This window comes from Ottowia caeni, assembly GCF_050821495.1.
Taxonomy (GTDB): domain Bacteria; phylum Pseudomonadota; class Gammaproteobacteria; order Burkholderiales; family Burkholderiaceae_C; genus Ottowia; species Ottowia caeni.
Genome location: NZ_CP151080.1, coordinates 146807 through 161156 on the forward strand (window position 1 = coordinate 146807; position 14350 = coordinate 161156).

The following is a 14350-nucleotide window of genomic DNA, read 5'->3' on the forward strand; positions in this document are numbered from 1 at the left end:
AATGCCGGGGATGCAGTGCAAGGTTGATTTGCCTGCCAATAGCCCGGCAACCGGCGATAGAAGCCAACGCAGCGAGGCGCCCAGCCACCGGATGGGCGCGTCGTCAGGGGCTTTGGATACGCGCCTTAAGGGGCCTCTGACCGAGGAAAATAGGTCATGGGATCGATTTTTCGGCCCCGATCCAACGGCGTGGTACTGAGCGGCTCAATGGGTTGACCGTCGGCGAAACGCCATGCGCCTTGTAGGTATGTGGCCTGGCAGTCCGCATCGCCCGCGCGGCAGAGCGCTGTCACGCACCCAACCGCTTTCCAGTAAGACAGATCCACTTTGTCTTCTGGCGGGGGATTGGCGGCACTTGCAGTGGGCCCGTGAGGGCGAAAGCGGACGAGATCGCCCGTTTGCAAGGGCATGGCCCGGCCTTCATCCATCGACATGAGGGCGATGACACGCAGGCTGCCGCCAGTGCCGTTCGGCACGCGCATGACGACAGGCTGGATGCGCCGCGTGAACTGCGCGCTGTCCGCAGACAACTCGGGCCAGCGCCCCTGTGCCTGGACTGCGCGCAATAAATGGCCGCTTTGCCTCTCGCTCAAGATGGAGTCGAGTTGGCCGATGAGCACGCCTGAGTATTCGCCATCGGCCAGCAGATCACACCCGGAGACTGGGCAACGATGGCCTTCAACGCCCGATGCCACCGCGTGCGTCTGCGAGATGACCCACAGCGCTAGCGCGCACGAAATGACTCGCGCAACATGCTCGAACGAGGTTGCACGCCAAAGCCAGAGAGTGTTGCTGAGACAGCTTCTTCCTCGATACATTTTTAGAACTTTTAATTTATTTAAATACTTATTAAGCATTATAAATATTACTATATTAGTATATCCTGGGGTCGCCCTGCATTGGCTTGGTCGCCAGGCAACTTCGTTTCGGCCCCGGAGTCTCCCAGGGGCCTGTCGGCGCCCGGCGTTCAAGGGAGAAAAAGAGGTGACTCTTGGAGCGGCTTCAGCGGGCGGTTGCAAAAGCCCCTGCCTCCTGCACCGCTGGCCTCTCAATAGCGGCGTTCGCCGAGGGTGGGGAGGCCGAGCTGGAGCTCGGCGGTCCCAGGGAGGGTTCCCATGAGCTTGCCTGGCACCTTGGGGCACCCGGCGTTCAGGGGAGAAAAGAGGTGGCTCTTCGAGCGGCTTCAGCGGGGGTTGCAAAAGCCTCTGCCTCGCGCACCGCTGGTCTCTCAATAGCGGCGTTCGCCGAGGGCGGGGAGGCCGAACTGGAGCACGGCGGTCCCGGCAAAGCCATCGCCACCCCTGGGATCGCCAAGCTCCGGCTTGGCCTTCGTTAAGCCTGCATACGCAGTATGCCGAGCTGGAGCCTGGCGGCCCCAGGCAAAGTGCCCCTCGAAGCCGGACCAGCCGACCCGTCAGCTACTGCTGCCGAACCTTGAAAAACGCAGCAGCCAGATGGTGAGATGCCGCTTGCGATCCTCGGTTGAAGGCGCAACTCTCCCTCGCTTACCCACTGGTGGGCCAGGAAGGGCCATTGAAGGTGAAGATATCAGCCCGGAGCGGCAGCGCGGTCTCAGGACATCTCATTATCTGGGTCTGTGGCTTCCAGCTCATAGCTGGCTGCCACCATGGCCAAGCGGCCAATCACACCGTACATGTAGAACCGGTTGGGAGCGCTGGCACCAGGCTTGACCCCAGGGCGCGGAAGTTGGTTGCCCCCGGCGAATGCCAGCGGCACAAAGCGTGCGCCAGGAGCGTTCAGGCTCTCGTCGACGTCGCGCTCCGCGTGCACGCGGTAGAACCCGCCCACCACATAACGGTCGATCATGTAGACCACCGGCTCGGCCACGGCGTCATGGATCCGCTCGTTGGTCAGAACACCCTCCTGAATGAGGACGGCGCCGTTAGGCGGCTGCAGCGCAGTTTTCCCCTTTTCCTTGCGTGGCTGGGTCAGCTGATCCAGATCCTTGGCGTCTCGCACGGTCATGATGCCCATGCCACGGCTGCTGTTGTCCGCCTTGACTACGACAAACGGCTTCTCGTTGATGCCGTATTCCTTGTATTTTCTGCGGATCTTGAGGAGAAGCGCGTCCACCTCGGTGCGCAGGCACTCCAGGCCAGCCGGCTCGTGGATGTTGATTTCGCCACAAGAGGCAAACATGGGGTTGATCAACCACGGATCTATGCCGATCAGCTTGCCGAAGCGTTTGCTCACTTCCTCGTAGCACCTGAAATGCCGGCTCTTGCGCCGCACACTCCAACCAGCCTGCAACGGAGGCAGAAGATACTGCTCGTGCAAGTCTTCCAGAATGCCGGGCGGGCCTGCTGACAGGTCGGTATTGAGCAAAATGGTGCACGGGTCGAAATCTTTCAACCCCAGCCTATAGCGCATGCGCAAGGCTGGCTCCAACGTGAGCTTCTCGCCGTCTGGCAATTTCACGGAGGCGGTCTTTTTGACGGCAGGATCAATGGAGCCAAGCCGCACGTTCAACCCCGCCTGGCGGAAGATGAGTTGCAGCCGCGCCAGGCTGGCCAGGTAGAAACTGGAAGGCTTGCCGTTTTCCGGGACGATCATCAGACCGCGCGCTTCTGGGCAGATTTTCTCGATGGCTGCTTGGGCGGCTTGCACCGCCAGGGGCAGCGTTTCCGCAGAAAGGTTATGCCAGCCGTCGGGATACAGGTTGGTGTCGACCGGCGCCAGCTTGAAACCAGCGTTGCGGATGTCGACCGAGCAGTAAAGCGGAGGGGTATGCTCCATCCACTCCAGACGGAACCAGCGCTCGATCACTGGCGTGGCGTCGAGGATGCGCTGCTCCAACTCGTTGATGGGGCCGGTCAGGGCGGTGATGAGATGAGGAACCATGGGCAGGCGGCATGCTTGATGGAATACCCCTCAGTGTACGTGGCTCCGCCCCCTGCTCCACTCCTGTCTGCAACTGAACCGCCTCCAATCGATGGAGGCGTTGCTGATTAGCCGCGTGTTTCGCCTTCGCCGAGCACCACCCATTTCAGCGAAGTCAAGCCTTCGATGCCCACAGGACCACGGGCATGGAATTTATCCGTGCTGATGCCGATTTCGGCACCCAGGCCATACTCGAACCCATCGGCAAAGCGCGTGCTGGCGTTGACCATGACGCTGGCAGAATCGACTTCGCGCAGAAAGCGCTGTGCGTGCATGTGGTCGCGCGTGAGGATGGCCTCAGTGTGGTGGCTGCTGTAGCGGTTGATGTGAGCGATGGCCTCGTCCAGGCCGTCTACCAGTTTGATACTGATGATCGGTGCCAGGTATTCCTCTGACCAGTCGCTCTCTTGCGCGGGCACAATGGCGCCTGTTCCTGCGCCCAGCAGGGCGGCGGATTCCGCATCGCAGCGCATTTCCACGCCCTTGGCGGCAAAAATGGCGCCCATGCGGGGCAGAAATTCTTGGGCTATGCTGCGTGCCACCAGCAGACTCTCGGTGGCGTTGCAGGGGCTATATTTTTGGGTCTTGGCGTTGTCGACCACCTTGAGGGCCATGTCGAGGTCGCAAGGATCGTCGACGTAGGTGTGGCAATTGCCGTCGAGGTGCTTGATCACGGGCACCTTTGCTTCCGCGCTGATACGCTCGATCAGGCTCTTGCCGCCACGCGGGATGATAACGTCCACATATTCGGGCATGGTGATGAGATGACCCACGGCGGCGCGGTCCGTGGTCGGCACCAGCTGCACTGCATTTTCAGGCAGGCCTGCGGCCGCAAGCGCCTGGCGAACCAATTCTGCAAGTGCCTTGTTGGAATCAATCGCCTCGGAGCCACCCCGCAAAATGCAGGCGTTGCCGCTCTTGATGCTCAAGGAAGCGGCTTCGATGGTGACATTGGGCCGACTTTCGTAGATCATGCCGAACACGCCAATGGGCACGCGCATCTGACCCACGCGAATGCCGCTGGGCTGCTGCTTCAATCCGACAATGTCTCCGATCACATCGGGCATGGCGGCGAGTTGCTCACAACCTTCGGCGCAGGTTTCCAGAATCTTGGGTGTCAGCTTGAGGCGATCAACCATGGGCTCTGCCAGACCGGCTGCGCGGGCGCGGGTCAGATCATGGGCGTTGTCGGCTTGCAGTGCCTCGGTATTGACGCGGAGCAGCCGAGCCAACTCCCGCAGCGCCTGGTTGCGCGCAGCCGTGGAAGCGCGCGCCATGGCGCTGGCGGCCTGGCGAGCTTGCAGACCGAGCAACTGCATGGTTTCGGCGACGTTAGAAGCATTCATACGTTAATTTTCGCAGAAGCGGCTTGCACATGCTCACGCCAAGGCTGAACCGCCCGCTCATGGGATGCCCTGCGTAACCCTCGCGAGTCGGTGGTAGTGTGGATCGCCCGAGGCCGTGCGGCCACCGACCGCAGGGAGTTATGCAGGGCATCCCATACTCAATCTTCCCAGTTCTGAACTTGAATTTGGGGCAGGCGCTGGAATTCCCGCATATTGCGACTGATGAGAGTCAGACCACGTGCCCACGCCTGACCAGCGATCAGAACGTCATACGGCCCGATGGGTGTGCCCTGTGCAGCCAGCATGGCACGCAATTGGCCTGCGTGCCGCGCATCTTCACGGTCTAGATCCAGCACATCGAACCGCAATGCTTCCACGCGACGCAAGTTCTCCTGAGTACGCTGGCTACGCCAAGCGCCGTAGTACAACTCATGCGCAACGATAGAGGACATGGCGAAGTCACTGGGCTGATGTTGCTTCAAGCGCGCCGTCATGCCCGCATGACCTTTCATGATGGCGATGATGGCGTTCGTATCGAGCAAGTACCTCATCCGAAAAAATCCAGCTCAGGCCGGTGCTGTTGGGGCACCTCTTCCTCGATCGCTTGTACGAAATCTTCATCGAGCGGCCCCTGAACCGCCTGAAGCCAATCCCAGTTGGTGTTGATCGGCTCCAAAATGATCGAGTCACCATGCCGGCGAATACGGACCTCGTCAGCATCCAGGCGAAATTCCTTCGGAATACGTACTGCCTGCGAACGACCCGACCAGAAAATCTTTGCTGTATCCATGATACGCTCCCGACAATTGATATATCTTTTTGCAGTATATCAATTTTCCCTGCCTTCCGGCGGCCTTCCGCCAGCTAAGCCCAGATTTTCCATTAGGCGCACCTTCGGTGCTGCTTGGGCTTCAGCGGTGCATTTGCGGTCATTTCGGCCCCTCTTCGTCGCCCATAGCTACGGCTATGGGCTCTTCAGTCGGGACCAAACTGCCTCGCAACTGCCCTCGCTGCCATCCCAACCCCTAATGGGAAATCTGGGCTAAGAACGGGCGGCAGCGCAAGCCCCACACAAGCCTTGGGCCAGCCTGTGCAATGCCTGCCATGGATCCACGGGCCATCCGGGGCTTTTCAGGCCCTTGACGATGCCGTCGACCTGGTGCGCTGCTTGCAGCAGGTTGGCCAAGGTGGTGTCGCCGAGATGAGGCAGGACGCGCTCGAACAGGCGCTCGCGCATACCCCAGATTCGCTGCTCACGCATGGCCACGGGGAGTGGGCGGCCCTCAGCCATGGCGTCTTTGACGCGCTTGAGAGCGCGAATGTCTTCCGCCAGGGTGTAATGCACCAGTACCTCGGCCTCACCCTCGGCCTTCAGGCCGTCGAGCATGCGCTGAACCCGCGCTCGCTGGCCGCCAAGTACCGCTTCTGAAAGCTTGAAGACATCGTAGCGCGCCACATTGAGTACCGCGGCCTCGACCTGCTCGAACTTCAATTCGCCCTCGGGGTACAACAGGGCGAGCTTGCTGATTTCCTGATGTGCAGCCAGCAGATTGCCCTCCACACGGCTGGCAAAAAACTGCAGCGTGCGCTGCCCCTCTTCGCCCGTTGCCACACGCTGACCTTGTGCAGCAAGGCGCTGGGCAATCCACTGGGGTAGCACGCCACGCTCAATGGCGTCGATCTGCACCGAAACACCGGAATTTTCAAGTGCACCAAACCAGGCGCCTGTGCGAGCCGCCTTGTCGAGCTTTGGCAACAGCACCAATGTGAGGGTGCTGTCGTCGCCGGGTGCGCTGGCAGCGATCTGCTGCAACGCGGCACCCCCTCTTTGCCGGGCTTGCCGGATGGAATACGGATCTCGACGATCTGCTTGTCGGCAAACAGGCTCAGCGAGGCGCCCGCAGCCAGCACCGCGCTCCAGTCAAAGTGAGCCCCGGAGACGGTATGCACCGTTCGCTCGCCATAGCCCTGTGCGCGCGCCGCCCCGCGAATGGCGTCTGCAGCCTCCTGCAGCAAGAGAGCTTCGTCGCCATGCAACACATAGAGCGAACGCAGGCCCTTTTGCAGATGATTGGAAAGTTGGGCCAGGGCTAGTTGCATCGGCTCAGCCCATGATCGGCGGTTCGTCTGCGCCTGAGCAGATCGTCATATTCTTACCGTGGTCAGCCGTCGCAACACTTGCTGAACGATGTCGGACTGCATGTTGTCGTAGAGCATGAGCGCCTCGGCCTCCTTGGACAGGGCAGCAGTCTCGCTGTAGCTCTGATCCATCTGGCGGAGGATTTCGGTCTCGGGAATGACTTCCTTGCCAGCCGGGGTACGTACACGAAATTTGAATCGCACGCGCAGCTGAAACTCGCGCACCTGACCTGACGCATTCAGCCCCACCACCACGCGTTCGCGCAAATCCTGCACACTCTCCAGCACGACATCGGCATCTGCACGACGGGCAGCGTCGGTGATGACCTGAACTTTTCCGGTACCCGTGAGCTGACGGCGCAACTCAGTACCGAGCGCGGAGCCTTCAGGCATGGCAAGGTAGATCTTGCTGAAGCTGAATTCGGGCGCACGGCGCAACTGAAAGCCGCAGGCGGCCAAACCGGCCGACAGGGGCAGGGCCAGCACCAGACGACGTCTCGCGCTCATGCAGCTCAGGGGGTTAGGGGTAGTCATAGCACCACGTTGACCAGCCTGCCCGGCACCACGATCACCTTGCGGATCGCTGCGCCGCCGCTGTGCTTGAGCAAAGCTTCACTGGCCAGCGCCGCGGCTTCAATGTCTTCCTTGCTGGCGCCGGCGGGAACGCGGATGGATCCGCGCAGCTTGCCACCCACCTGAAGCATGAGCTCGATCTCGTCTTGCACCAGCGCGGCCGGGTCAGGCTCGGGCCAGGGCGCATCAAGCAGGGCACCTTGCGCCGCTGCATAACCCAGCTCCTGCCACAACGTATGGGTAAGGTGCGGCGTCGCCGGATACAGCACGCGCAGCAGCTTGGAGAAACCCTCGGCCTGAACGGCACAATCGCCGCGCGAGCCGTCACCCTTGAAGCCTTCGAGCGCGTTGAGCATTTTCATGGTGCCAGACACCACGGTGTTGTACTGCATGCGCTGGTAGTCGTAGTTCACCTGCCCCAATACGGTATGGATCTCGTGACGCAGCGCCTTGGCAGCCTTGGACAATTCCACACCGTTCTGGCTGGCCGAACTCGCGAGCAATGCCGCTGCAGGTACGTTCTCGATGGCGTTGAGCTTGACGCCAAAATTCCACACCCGGCGCAAGAAACGGTAGCTGCCTTCTACAGCAGCGTCGTTCCACTCCAGCGTGGCCTCGGGCGGTGCGGCGAACATGGTGTACAGACGCGCTGTATCAGCGCCGTACTTGTCGATCAGCTCCTGCGGATCGACACCGTTGTTCTTCGACTTGGACATGGTGCCCACGCCCTCGTAATCGATCAGGGTGCCAGCAGGCAGGTCACCAACGGCCTTGTTCAGCTTGGCTGCCACCTGCTTGCCTTCGGCGTCCAGCACAGGGTCGACATCTGCCGGCCAGAAATACTCCAGGCCGCCCTTTTCCGTGCGTCGCGAGTAAATGTGGTTGAGCACCATGCCCTGCGTAAGCAAACGGGTGAAGGGCTCGTCGATGCTGACCAGCCCCAGGTCGCGCATGACCTTGGTCCAGAAGCGCGCATACAGCAGGTGCAGGATCGCGTGCTCGATGCCGCCTATGTACTGGTCCATGCCACTGCCACCGGTCGCGCCGCTTTGGTCGCGCATCCAGTAGCGGGTACCCTCTCCCACCATGGCCTCGGCGTTGGTGGGGTCGCAATAGCGCATAAAGTACCAGGACGAATCCACGAAGGTGTCCATGGTGTCGGTTTCGCGCCGGGCCGGCTTTCCGCAGCACGGGCAGTCGACCTTCAGGAACGCCTCACACTTGTTGAGCGGGTTGCCGCTGCCATCGGGCACCAGGTCCTGCGGCAGCACCACAGGCAGATCCTTCTCTGGCACGGGCACCGTTCCGCACGATTCGCAGTGGATCATGGGAATGGGGGTTCCCCAGTAGCGCTGGCGGCTGACACCCCAGTCACGCAGCCGCCAGGTGATTTTTTCTCGCCCAGGCCTTTTTGCGACAGTGCCGCCGCGACAGCGTCTACGGCTTCGCGGAAGCCAAGGCCACTGAAATTGTCGGAGTTGATCGTGACGCCACGTTCCTTATCGGCGTACCAGTCGTGCCATTGCTCGTAATCGTAGTGCAGGCTGTCGATGTGCACGACCTGCGTAATGGCCAGGCCATATTTGCGAGCAAAGGCAAAGTCGCGCTCGTCGTGAGCAGGCACGCCCATGACCGCACCATCGCCGTAGCTCATCAGCACATAATTGCCGACCCACAGGGGCACTTCGTCGCCTGTGAGGGGGTGCGTGACGCTCAGGCCCGTGGGCATGCCCTCTTTCTCGCGCAGCGCGAGTTCGGCCTCGGTGGTGCCGCCCTGCTTGCACTGCTCGATGAAACTGGCCAAAGTCGGGTTGTTGCGGGCCGCATGCGTGGCCAGCGGGTGCTCAGGCGCGACCGCGCAGAAAGTGACGCCCATGATGGTGTCTGCACGCGTGGTGAACACGTACATGCGGCCATCCTGGATCAGCTGGCCGTCATCGCCACGAATCTGATGCGTGAAGGCGAAGCGCACGCCCTCGCTCTTGCCGATCCAGTTTTCCTGCATCAGGCGAACGCGCTCGGGCCAGCCAGGCAGCTTGTTCTGCACGTGATCCAGCAGTTCTTCAGCGTAGTCAGTGATCTTGAGGTAGTAGCCTGGAATCTCGCGCTTTTCCACGAGGGCGCCTGTGCGCCAGCCACGGCCATCAATCACCTGTTCGTTGGCCAGAACGGTCTGATCCACCGGATCCCAGTTGACGACCTGGGTTTTGCGGTAGGCAATGCCTTTTTCCAGCATTTTCAGGAACAGCCACTGGTTCCATTTGTAGTAGCTGGGATCGCAGGTGGCGACCTCGCGGCTCCAGTCAATGGCCAGACCCATGGCTTTCATCTGGCCCTTCATGTGGGCGATGTTGTCGTAGGTCCACTTCGCTGGCGGAACGCGGTTCTTCAGTGCGGCATTCTCGGCAGGCAAGCCGAAGGCATCCCACCCCATGGGCATGAGGACGTTATGGCCCTTCATGCGCAGGTGGCGAGCCAGCATGTCGTTGATGGTGTAGTTACGCACATGGCCCATGTGCAGCTTGCCGCTGGGATACGGCAGCATGGAGCAAGCGTAATATTTGCTCTTGTTCGCGTCCTCGATCACGCGATAGGCATCGGCGGCTTGCCAATGCGCCTGTGCGGCCGCTTCGACATCGCGGTGGCTGTATTTTTCGTCCATGGCTAAATTGTAGGTGGCGCGCGGAAACGCCGCGCGAAATCCGGGAAGCTGCCAGCTTCAGCGGCTGGCGCCTGGCGCCGGTGGTTTGGCCGAGGGCATTGCCGCTGGAGCGTCGGCCACAAAGCCGATTCGGTTCAAACCAGCCTTCTGCGCCTCCCCCATGACCTCTACCACGCGGCCATATGGCACGCCTTGGTCGGCGCGCAACTGCACCTCGGTTTCAGGGTCGGCGCGAGCCGCATCGTTCAAGGCCAGAGCCAGTTCCGGCGCCGAAACCGGCCGGTCATTGAAGAAAGCCTGGCCGTTCTTATCGACCACCAGGGTGACAAACTTGGGCGGATCGCCTGGTTTGGCGGCGTCGGTCTTGGGCAAATCGAGCCGGATGGAGCTGGCCAGCAGCGGCGCCGTGATGATGAAAATCACCACCAGCACCAGCATCACGTCGACCAACGGGGTGACGTTGATGTCGCTCATGGGCTCCGAGCCCTTGGCTCGTTCAAGTCTTCCGAAAGCCATATCAGTGCACCATCCTAGAAGCCGTGTCTAGAATCATGTGTTCTTGCCGTGGGAGGCAAGTTCACGCAGATCGCGCGCAAACCCCTCCAGATCGGCCTCGATACGACCGACGATGCGGCCGAACCAGTTGTAGGCCAGCACGGCGGGAATGGCCACCGCCAACCCTGCCGCTGTCATGATCAGCGCCTCACCCACCGGGCCAGCGATCTTGTCGATGGAGATCTGGCCACCGCCAGAGATGCCTGTCAACGCATGGTAAATACCCCACACCGTGCCCAGCAAACCGACAAATGGAGCCGTGGAGCCAATGGTAGCCAGCAACACTTGACCGAATTGCAAACGGTTGAGCACACCGTGCAGCGCATCGCGCAGCGCACGGGTGAGTTGCTGTGCCCTGTCGCCTGCCGCGGCCAGAGTGCCGCTTGCCGGCTGTTGCGTGGATTCGATCAGAGGCAGCACCAGCGCGCCAGCATCGACCTGACGCACGCGTGCCGCGCCCTCCTCCAGCGATGATGCCTGCCAGAACGCCGCCACACCCTGTGCCACGGTGCCACTCGCCTTGCGCAAGGTCCAACCTTTGTAGAGGATGACCACCCAACTGGCGATAGACATCAGGAGCAGCAAAATGGCCACGGCCTTGCCGATGGCGTCGCTCTGCGAGAAAACTTGTTGCAGATTCATACGGTTACAGGTGTTGAATGCGGGCCGCAGACTTGACGCGGGGCGCTGTGCGGAACGGCGCTCGGTTGACCACGCCTTATTTCAGGTTGAGCACGTCGAACATGTCGAACAGGCCCTGACGCTTGTCGGCAAGAAACCGAACCGCGCGCAGGCTGCCCTGCGCATAGCCAGCGCGGCTGCCGGCCTTGTGGCTGATCTCGATTCGCTCGCCAGTGCCAGCGAAAAGCACGGTGTGATCGCCGACGATGTCACCGCCGCGAATGGTGGCAAAACCAATGGTGGAAGGATCGCGCTCTCCGGTGTGGCCGTAGCGCTCATACACGGCGCAGTCTTTCAGGTCGCGGCCCAGGGCGTCGGCGATAACCTCGCCCATTTTCAGTGCAGTACCGCTTGGCGCGTCGACCTTATGGCGGTGATGGGCTTCCACCACTTCAATGTCGTAGCCAGTGGACAAGGCCTTGGCGGCCATTTCCAGCAGCTTGAATGTCACGTTGACACCCACACTCATGTTGGGCGCCATGACGATAGGGATGTGTTTGGCAGCCTCGGCGATCTCAGCCTTCTGCTCTGTCGTGAAACCGGTGGTTCCTATGACCAACCCCACGCCGTGAGTGCGGCAGGCTGCCAGGTGGGCCATGGTGGCTTCGGGGCGAGTGAAATCGATCAGGGCCTGCGCCCCTTTGACGCCCGTGGCTAGATCGTCGGTGACGAGTATGCCCGAAAGCTGTCCCGTAAACGCGGCTGCGTCCTGCCCCAGCGCGGGGCTGCCCACACGGTCAAGCGCGCCGGCGAGGAGGCAGTCTTCTGCCTCCTGAACGGCCGAGATCAGCATCTGGCCCATACGGCCGGTGGCGCCAGCTATGGCAATGCGGTGAAGAGAATCTGGCTCAGCCATTAGCGAGGCGCCTCCAGGGGCGGATAGTTACCAGATGGAACGGCATTGGCGGATGCCTCGGCGCCCGCAGACACCGGTGAAGCCGAAGATGCCGGGAAGCGCTCGAGTTGAGCTTCGGTGGCCTCCAGCGTCGGAACCTTGATGTCGCGCTTTCGGCTCAGGCGCTCCACGAACTCTGTTTCGCTGGGCATGTCGTCGCCCTCGAAGCGGGACAGGGTATCGCCCGCAAAGAACAAGGTGAGGCGGAAATTTTGCGGCTCCACGCCTTGGCGGCGCATGGAAAACACGTAATCCCAGCGATCATCATGGAACACACTGGCCAGCAGGGGGGTGCCCAGAATGTCCCGCACCTGCAAGCGGGTCATGCCAGGCTGCAGGGCGTTTACCTGCTCCTTGGAGACGAAATTACCCTGAACAACCTCAGGTTTGTAAAGAGTCAGCGCGTCGGCCATACTTTCGGTGGCGCGGTTGAAGCTGCTGCACGCTGACAAAGAGGTAGCCAGCGCAGCGGCTAAGCCGGCAGCCAGCAACACCTGCATGGTCCGTGAGAAAGCGCGGACACGGTTTCGGGGCGATGGAGACATTGATCCCAGCTCATGCACAATACGACCGGACATTGTAGCGGCGCCCGCATGGATAACATCGACGAACTTAAGAGTACCGGCCTGAAGGCCACACTGCCCCGGCTGAAAATCCTGGAAATTTTTCAAAATGCCGCTCAGCGACACCTGACGGCAGAAGACGTGTACAGGATTCTCCTGGCCGAGAGTTCAGACATCGGTCTGGCCACTGTTTACCGCGTGCTGACGCAGTTTGAACAGGCTGGCATTCTGAGCCGCAACCACTTCGAGACGGGAAAGGCTGTCTACGAGCTGCGCGACGAGCAGCATCACGACCACTTGGTGTGCCTCGACTGCGGACATGTGGAAGAATTCTATGACCCCGAGATCGAGGCACGGCAGGCCGCTGTCGCCGAGAAAAAAGGGTTTGCCATTGCTGAGCATGCGCTCAGCCTCTACGCAAAATGCACGAAGAAGGAGTGTCCGCACAGGATCTCTCCGGTAGCGCGCCAGGGATGACCTGCCCCTGAAACGCCAACCCGCCGCCTGTTGGCGGGGAGCCCGGCAACGCAGAGGCCTTCTGCTGAAGCTCGGCTCAGTCGCTGCCGCCCTGCTCCATCGCGCGGCGGTGGCGCTCAACGAACTCCTGGTAGGTATCTACTCCACGCAGTTGCAGGATATGGTTGCGCACCGCCGCTTCCACCAGCACGGCGATGTTGCGGCCGGCCACCACCTGAATGACGGCTTTCTGAATGTGGACACCCAAGACCTCCTGGGTCAGGGGCTCGTAGGGCATGCGCTCATAGTCGCGTTCCATGGTCTCGCGCCTGACCAGATGCACGATCAAGCGCAGCCGCATGCGGCGGCGCACCGCCGCCTCGCCAAAAATGGCCCGAATATCCAGCAGGCCAATGCCGCGTACTTCGAGCAGGTTCTGCAGTAACTCAGGACACCTGCCCTCGATGGTCGCCTGGTTGATGCGAAACAGATCCACGGCATCGTCAGCTACCAGACCGTTGCCGCGAGATATGAGCTCCAGCCCCAGTTCGCTCTTGCCCAGCCCCGATTCGCCCGTGATGAGCACACCGAGCCCCAGAATATCCATGAAGACGCCGTGCATGGTCGTGCGGTCGGCAAAGTGCTTGGAGAGGTAGGCTCGGAGCACGTCGATCACGAAGGCGGCTGAATCCTGTGTTGAAAACAGGGGAATCTGTGCGCGCTCGCACATGGAAACCAACGCGTCCGGCGCAGCCTGCCCATCACAGAGGACCAGCACCGGAGGCTCCAGCGTGACAATGCGCGCGATACGGCGTGCGCAGTCTTCGGCAGAGGCGTTGGTCAGGTAAGCAACCTCTCGCTCACCCAGGATTTGTACGCGATACGGGTGGATGTAATTCAAATACCCCACCAGATCGGCGCCCGAGCGGGCCGCACGAACTGCCACCTCGTCGAAACGCCGCTCACGGGCGTCTAGCCCGGCTACCCAGTGCCAGCGCAGGATGGCGCGATGGTCCTCGAAGAGGACATCGGCGCTGATGACGGAGGGTTTCATGCCGCTGGCAGCGAAGGCTGCCAGTCAGCAATCAGAGTGTGCAGCAGCTCTGCAGTCAGGGCCGACTTGATCTTTTCTCGCAGTGCGGCGTCGCTCAGCAATTCGGCGATCTCGGAGAGGATCTCCAGGTGCTTCTGGGTGGCAGCCTCGGGTACCAGCAGGAAGATCAGCAGGCGCACGGGCTGTTCGTCCGGCGCATCGAACCCAATGGGCTGCGTAAGCTGCAACACCGCAGCCATAGGGGCTTTAAGACCCTTGATACGGCCGTGGGGAATCGCCACGCCATGCCCCAGACCCGTAGAGCCCAGGCGCTCGCGCGCAAACAGGCTGTCAGTGATTAGCGCACGTGACAGCCCGTGAAGATTTTCAAACAGCAGGCCAGCCTCTTCAAAGGCACGCTTTTTGCTGGTGGCATCTACGCCAACCAAGACCTGGGAGGAGGGAAGAATGGACGCGAGTCGGTTCATGGGATTCGACGCGATTATGCCCCTGTGCGATGGAGTCTCATACAGAAAGGCATCTTAG

14 protein-coding genes and 2 pseudogenes are annotated in these 14350 nt (G+C 61.2%); 2 read left to right on the forward strand and 14 right to left on the reverse strand.

The features are described 5' to 3' along the window. Positions 1-125: 125 nt before the first annotated feature. Positions 126-818: a hypothetical protein gene (locus tag AAAK34_RS00735; RefSeq protein WP_431777627.1), complete on the reverse strand. Its 693-nt coding sequence runs from the start codon at positions 816-818 to the stop codon at positions 126-128. A 347-nt stretch (positions 819-1165) separates the two neighbouring features. Between AAAK34_RS00735 and AAAK34_RS00740 the strand changes: the two genes are divergently transcribed. Next, entirely contained in the window at positions 1166-1336 is a 171-nt protein-coding gene (locus AAAK34_RS00740; RefSeq protein ID WP_431777628.1) for a hypothetical protein, read from the forward strand. A gap of 236 nt (positions 1337-1572) precedes the next feature. On the opposite strand, the gene gshA is transcribed toward AAAK34_RS00740, so the two are convergent. From gshA to AAAK34_RS00795, 11 genes and pseudogenes are all read right to left on the reverse strand, one after another. After that, positions 1573-2862, reverse strand: a complete 1290-nt coding sequence (gene gshA, locus AAAK34_RS00745) for a glutamate--cysteine ligase (protein WP_231697714.1) — start codon at positions 2860-2862, stop codon at positions 1573-1575. A 107-nt stretch (positions 2863-2969) separates the two neighbouring features. Next, positions 2970-4247: a glutamate-5-semialdehyde dehydrogenase gene (locus AAAK34_RS00750; protein WP_231697715.1), complete on the reverse strand. Its 1278-nt coding sequence runs from the start codon at positions 4245-4247 to the stop codon at positions 2970-2972. A gap of 158 nt (positions 4248-4405) precedes the next feature. Beyond that, positions 4406-4798 (reverse strand): type II toxin-antitoxin system VapC family toxin, encoded by a 393-nt coding sequence (locus AAAK34_RS00755; protein WP_231697716.1) that lies wholly within the window; start codon positions 4796-4798, stop codon positions 4406-4408. Then, complete coding sequence (locus AAAK34_RS00760) at positions 4795-5037, reverse strand: type II toxin-antitoxin system VapB family antitoxin (RefSeq protein WP_231697717.1); 243 nt, start codon at positions 5035-5037, stop codon at positions 4795-4797. Before AAAK34_RS00760 ends, AAAK34_RS00755 begins: the two co-directional genes overlap by 4 nt. A 252-nt stretch (positions 5038-5289) precedes the next feature. Next, positions 5290-6347: pseudogene (holA, locus tag AAAK34_RS00765) on the reverse strand (DNA polymerase III subunit delta). Positions 6348-6392: 45 nt separating this feature from the next. Then, on the reverse strand, positions 6393-6893 hold the full coding sequence (gene lptE / locus AAAK34_RS00770) for an LPS assembly lipoprotein LptE (protein ID WP_231697719.1): 501 nt from the start codon (positions 6891-6893) through the stop codon (positions 6393-6395). A gap of 23 nt (positions 6894-6916) precedes the next feature. Then, positions 6917-9621 (reverse strand): annotated as a pseudogene (gene leuS / locus AAAK34_RS00775) (leucine--tRNA ligase). Positions 9622-9678: 57 nt separating this feature from the next. Next, a complete protein-coding gene (locus AAAK34_RS00780; protein WP_231697721.1) occupies positions 9679-10137 on the reverse strand; it encodes an ExbD/TolR family protein in 459 nt (152 codons plus the stop codon). Between the two features lie 33 nt (positions 10138-10170). Next, a complete protein-coding gene (locus AAAK34_RS00785) occupies positions 10171-10818 on the reverse strand; it encodes a MotA/TolQ/ExbB proton channel family protein (protein WP_231697722.1) in 648 nt (215 codons plus the stop codon). Positions 10819-10894: 76 nt separating this feature from the next. After that, the gene (gene dapB, locus AAAK34_RS00790; RefSeq protein ID WP_231697723.1) at positions 10895-11713 is read right to left on the reverse strand and encodes a 4-hydroxy-tetrahydrodipicolinate reductase; all 819 of its coding nucleotides are present in this window, start codon (positions 11711-11713) and stop codon (positions 10895-10897) included. Continuing rightward, positions 11713-12297 (reverse strand): outer membrane protein assembly factor BamE, encoded by a 585-nt coding sequence (locus AAAK34_RS00795; protein ID WP_231697724.1) that lies wholly within the window; start codon positions 12295-12297, stop codon positions 11713-11715. Before AAAK34_RS00795 ends, dapB begins: the two co-directional genes overlap by 1 nt. A gap of 48 nt (positions 12298-12345) precedes the next feature. Here AAAK34_RS00795 and fur point away from each other — a divergent pair, with 48 nt between their 5' ends. Then, complete coding sequence (gene fur, locus AAAK34_RS00800; RefSeq protein ID WP_231697725.1) at positions 12346-12792, forward strand: ferric iron uptake transcriptional regulator; 447 nt, start codon at positions 12346-12348, stop codon at positions 12790-12792. A gap of 76 nt (positions 12793-12868) precedes the next feature. On the opposite strand, the gene hprK is transcribed toward fur, so the two are convergent. Both hprK and AAAK34_RS00810 read right to left on the reverse strand, forming a co-directional pair. Continuing rightward, positions 12869-13825, reverse strand: coding sequence for an HPr(Ser) kinase/phosphatase (gene hprK, locus AAAK34_RS00805; protein ID WP_231697726.1), 957 nt, complete (start codon positions 13823-13825; stop codon positions 12869-12871). After that, a complete protein-coding gene (locus AAAK34_RS00810) occupies positions 13822-14292 on the reverse strand; it encodes a PTS sugar transporter subunit IIA (RefSeq protein WP_231697727.1) in 471 nt (156 codons plus the stop codon). The genes hprK and AAAK34_RS00810 overlap by 4 nt, the downstream gene beginning before the upstream one ends. Positions 14293-14350 lie beyond the last annotated feature (58 nt).

Excerpts from the sequence above, each read along its gene's own strand:
- AAAK34_RS00735 (WP_431777627.1), bottom strand. The coding sequence starts at position 818 with ATGTATCGAGGAAGAAGCTGTCTCAGCAACACTCTCTGGCTTTGGCGT.
- gshA (WP_231697714.1), bottom strand. The coding sequence starts at position 2,862 with ATGGTTCCTCATCTCATCACCGCCCTGACCGGCCCCATCAACGAGTTG.
- AAAK34_RS00750 (WP_231697715.1), bottom strand. The coding sequence starts at position 4,247 with ATGAATGCTTCTAACGTCGCCGAAACCATGCAGTTGCTCGGTCTGCAA.
- AAAK34_RS00755 (WP_231697716.1), bottom strand. The coding sequence starts at position 4,798 with ATGAGGTACTTGCTCGATACGAACGCCATCATCGCCATCATGAAAGGT.
- AAAK34_RS00760 (WP_231697717.1), bottom strand. The coding sequence starts at position 5,037 with ATGGATACAGCAAAGATTTTCTGGTCGGGTCGTTCGCAGGCAGTACGT.
- lptE (WP_231697719.1), bottom strand. The coding sequence starts at position 6,893 with ATGAGCGCGAGACGTCGTCTGGTGCTGGCCCTGCCCCTGTCGGCCGGT.
- AAAK34_RS00780 (WP_231697721.1), bottom strand. The coding sequence starts at position 10,137 with ATGGCTTTCGGAAGACTTGAACGAGCCAAGGGCTCGGAGCCCATGAGC.
- AAAK34_RS00785 (WP_231697722.1), bottom strand. The coding sequence starts at position 10,818 with ATGAATCTGCAACAAGTTTTCTCGCAGAGCGACGCCATCGGCAAGGCC.
- dapB (WP_231697723.1), bottom strand. The coding sequence starts at position 11,713 with ATGGCTGAGCCAGATTCTCTTCACCGCATTGCCATAGCTGGCGCCACC.
- AAAK34_RS00795 (WP_231697724.1), bottom strand. The coding sequence starts at position 12,297 with ATGTCTCCATCGCCCCGAAACCGTGTCCGCGCTTTCTCACGGACCATG.
- fur (WP_231697725.1), top strand. The coding sequence starts at position 12,346 with ATGGATAACATCGACGAACTTAAGAGTACCGGCCTGAAGGCCACACTG.
- hprK (WP_231697726.1), bottom strand. The coding sequence starts at position 13,825 with ATGAAACCCTCCGTCATCAGCGCCGATGTCCTCTTCGAGGACCATCGC.
- AAAK34_RS00810 (WP_231697727.1), bottom strand. The coding sequence starts at position 14,292 with ATGAACCGACTCGCGTCCATTCTTCCCTCCTCCCAGGTCTTGGTTGGC.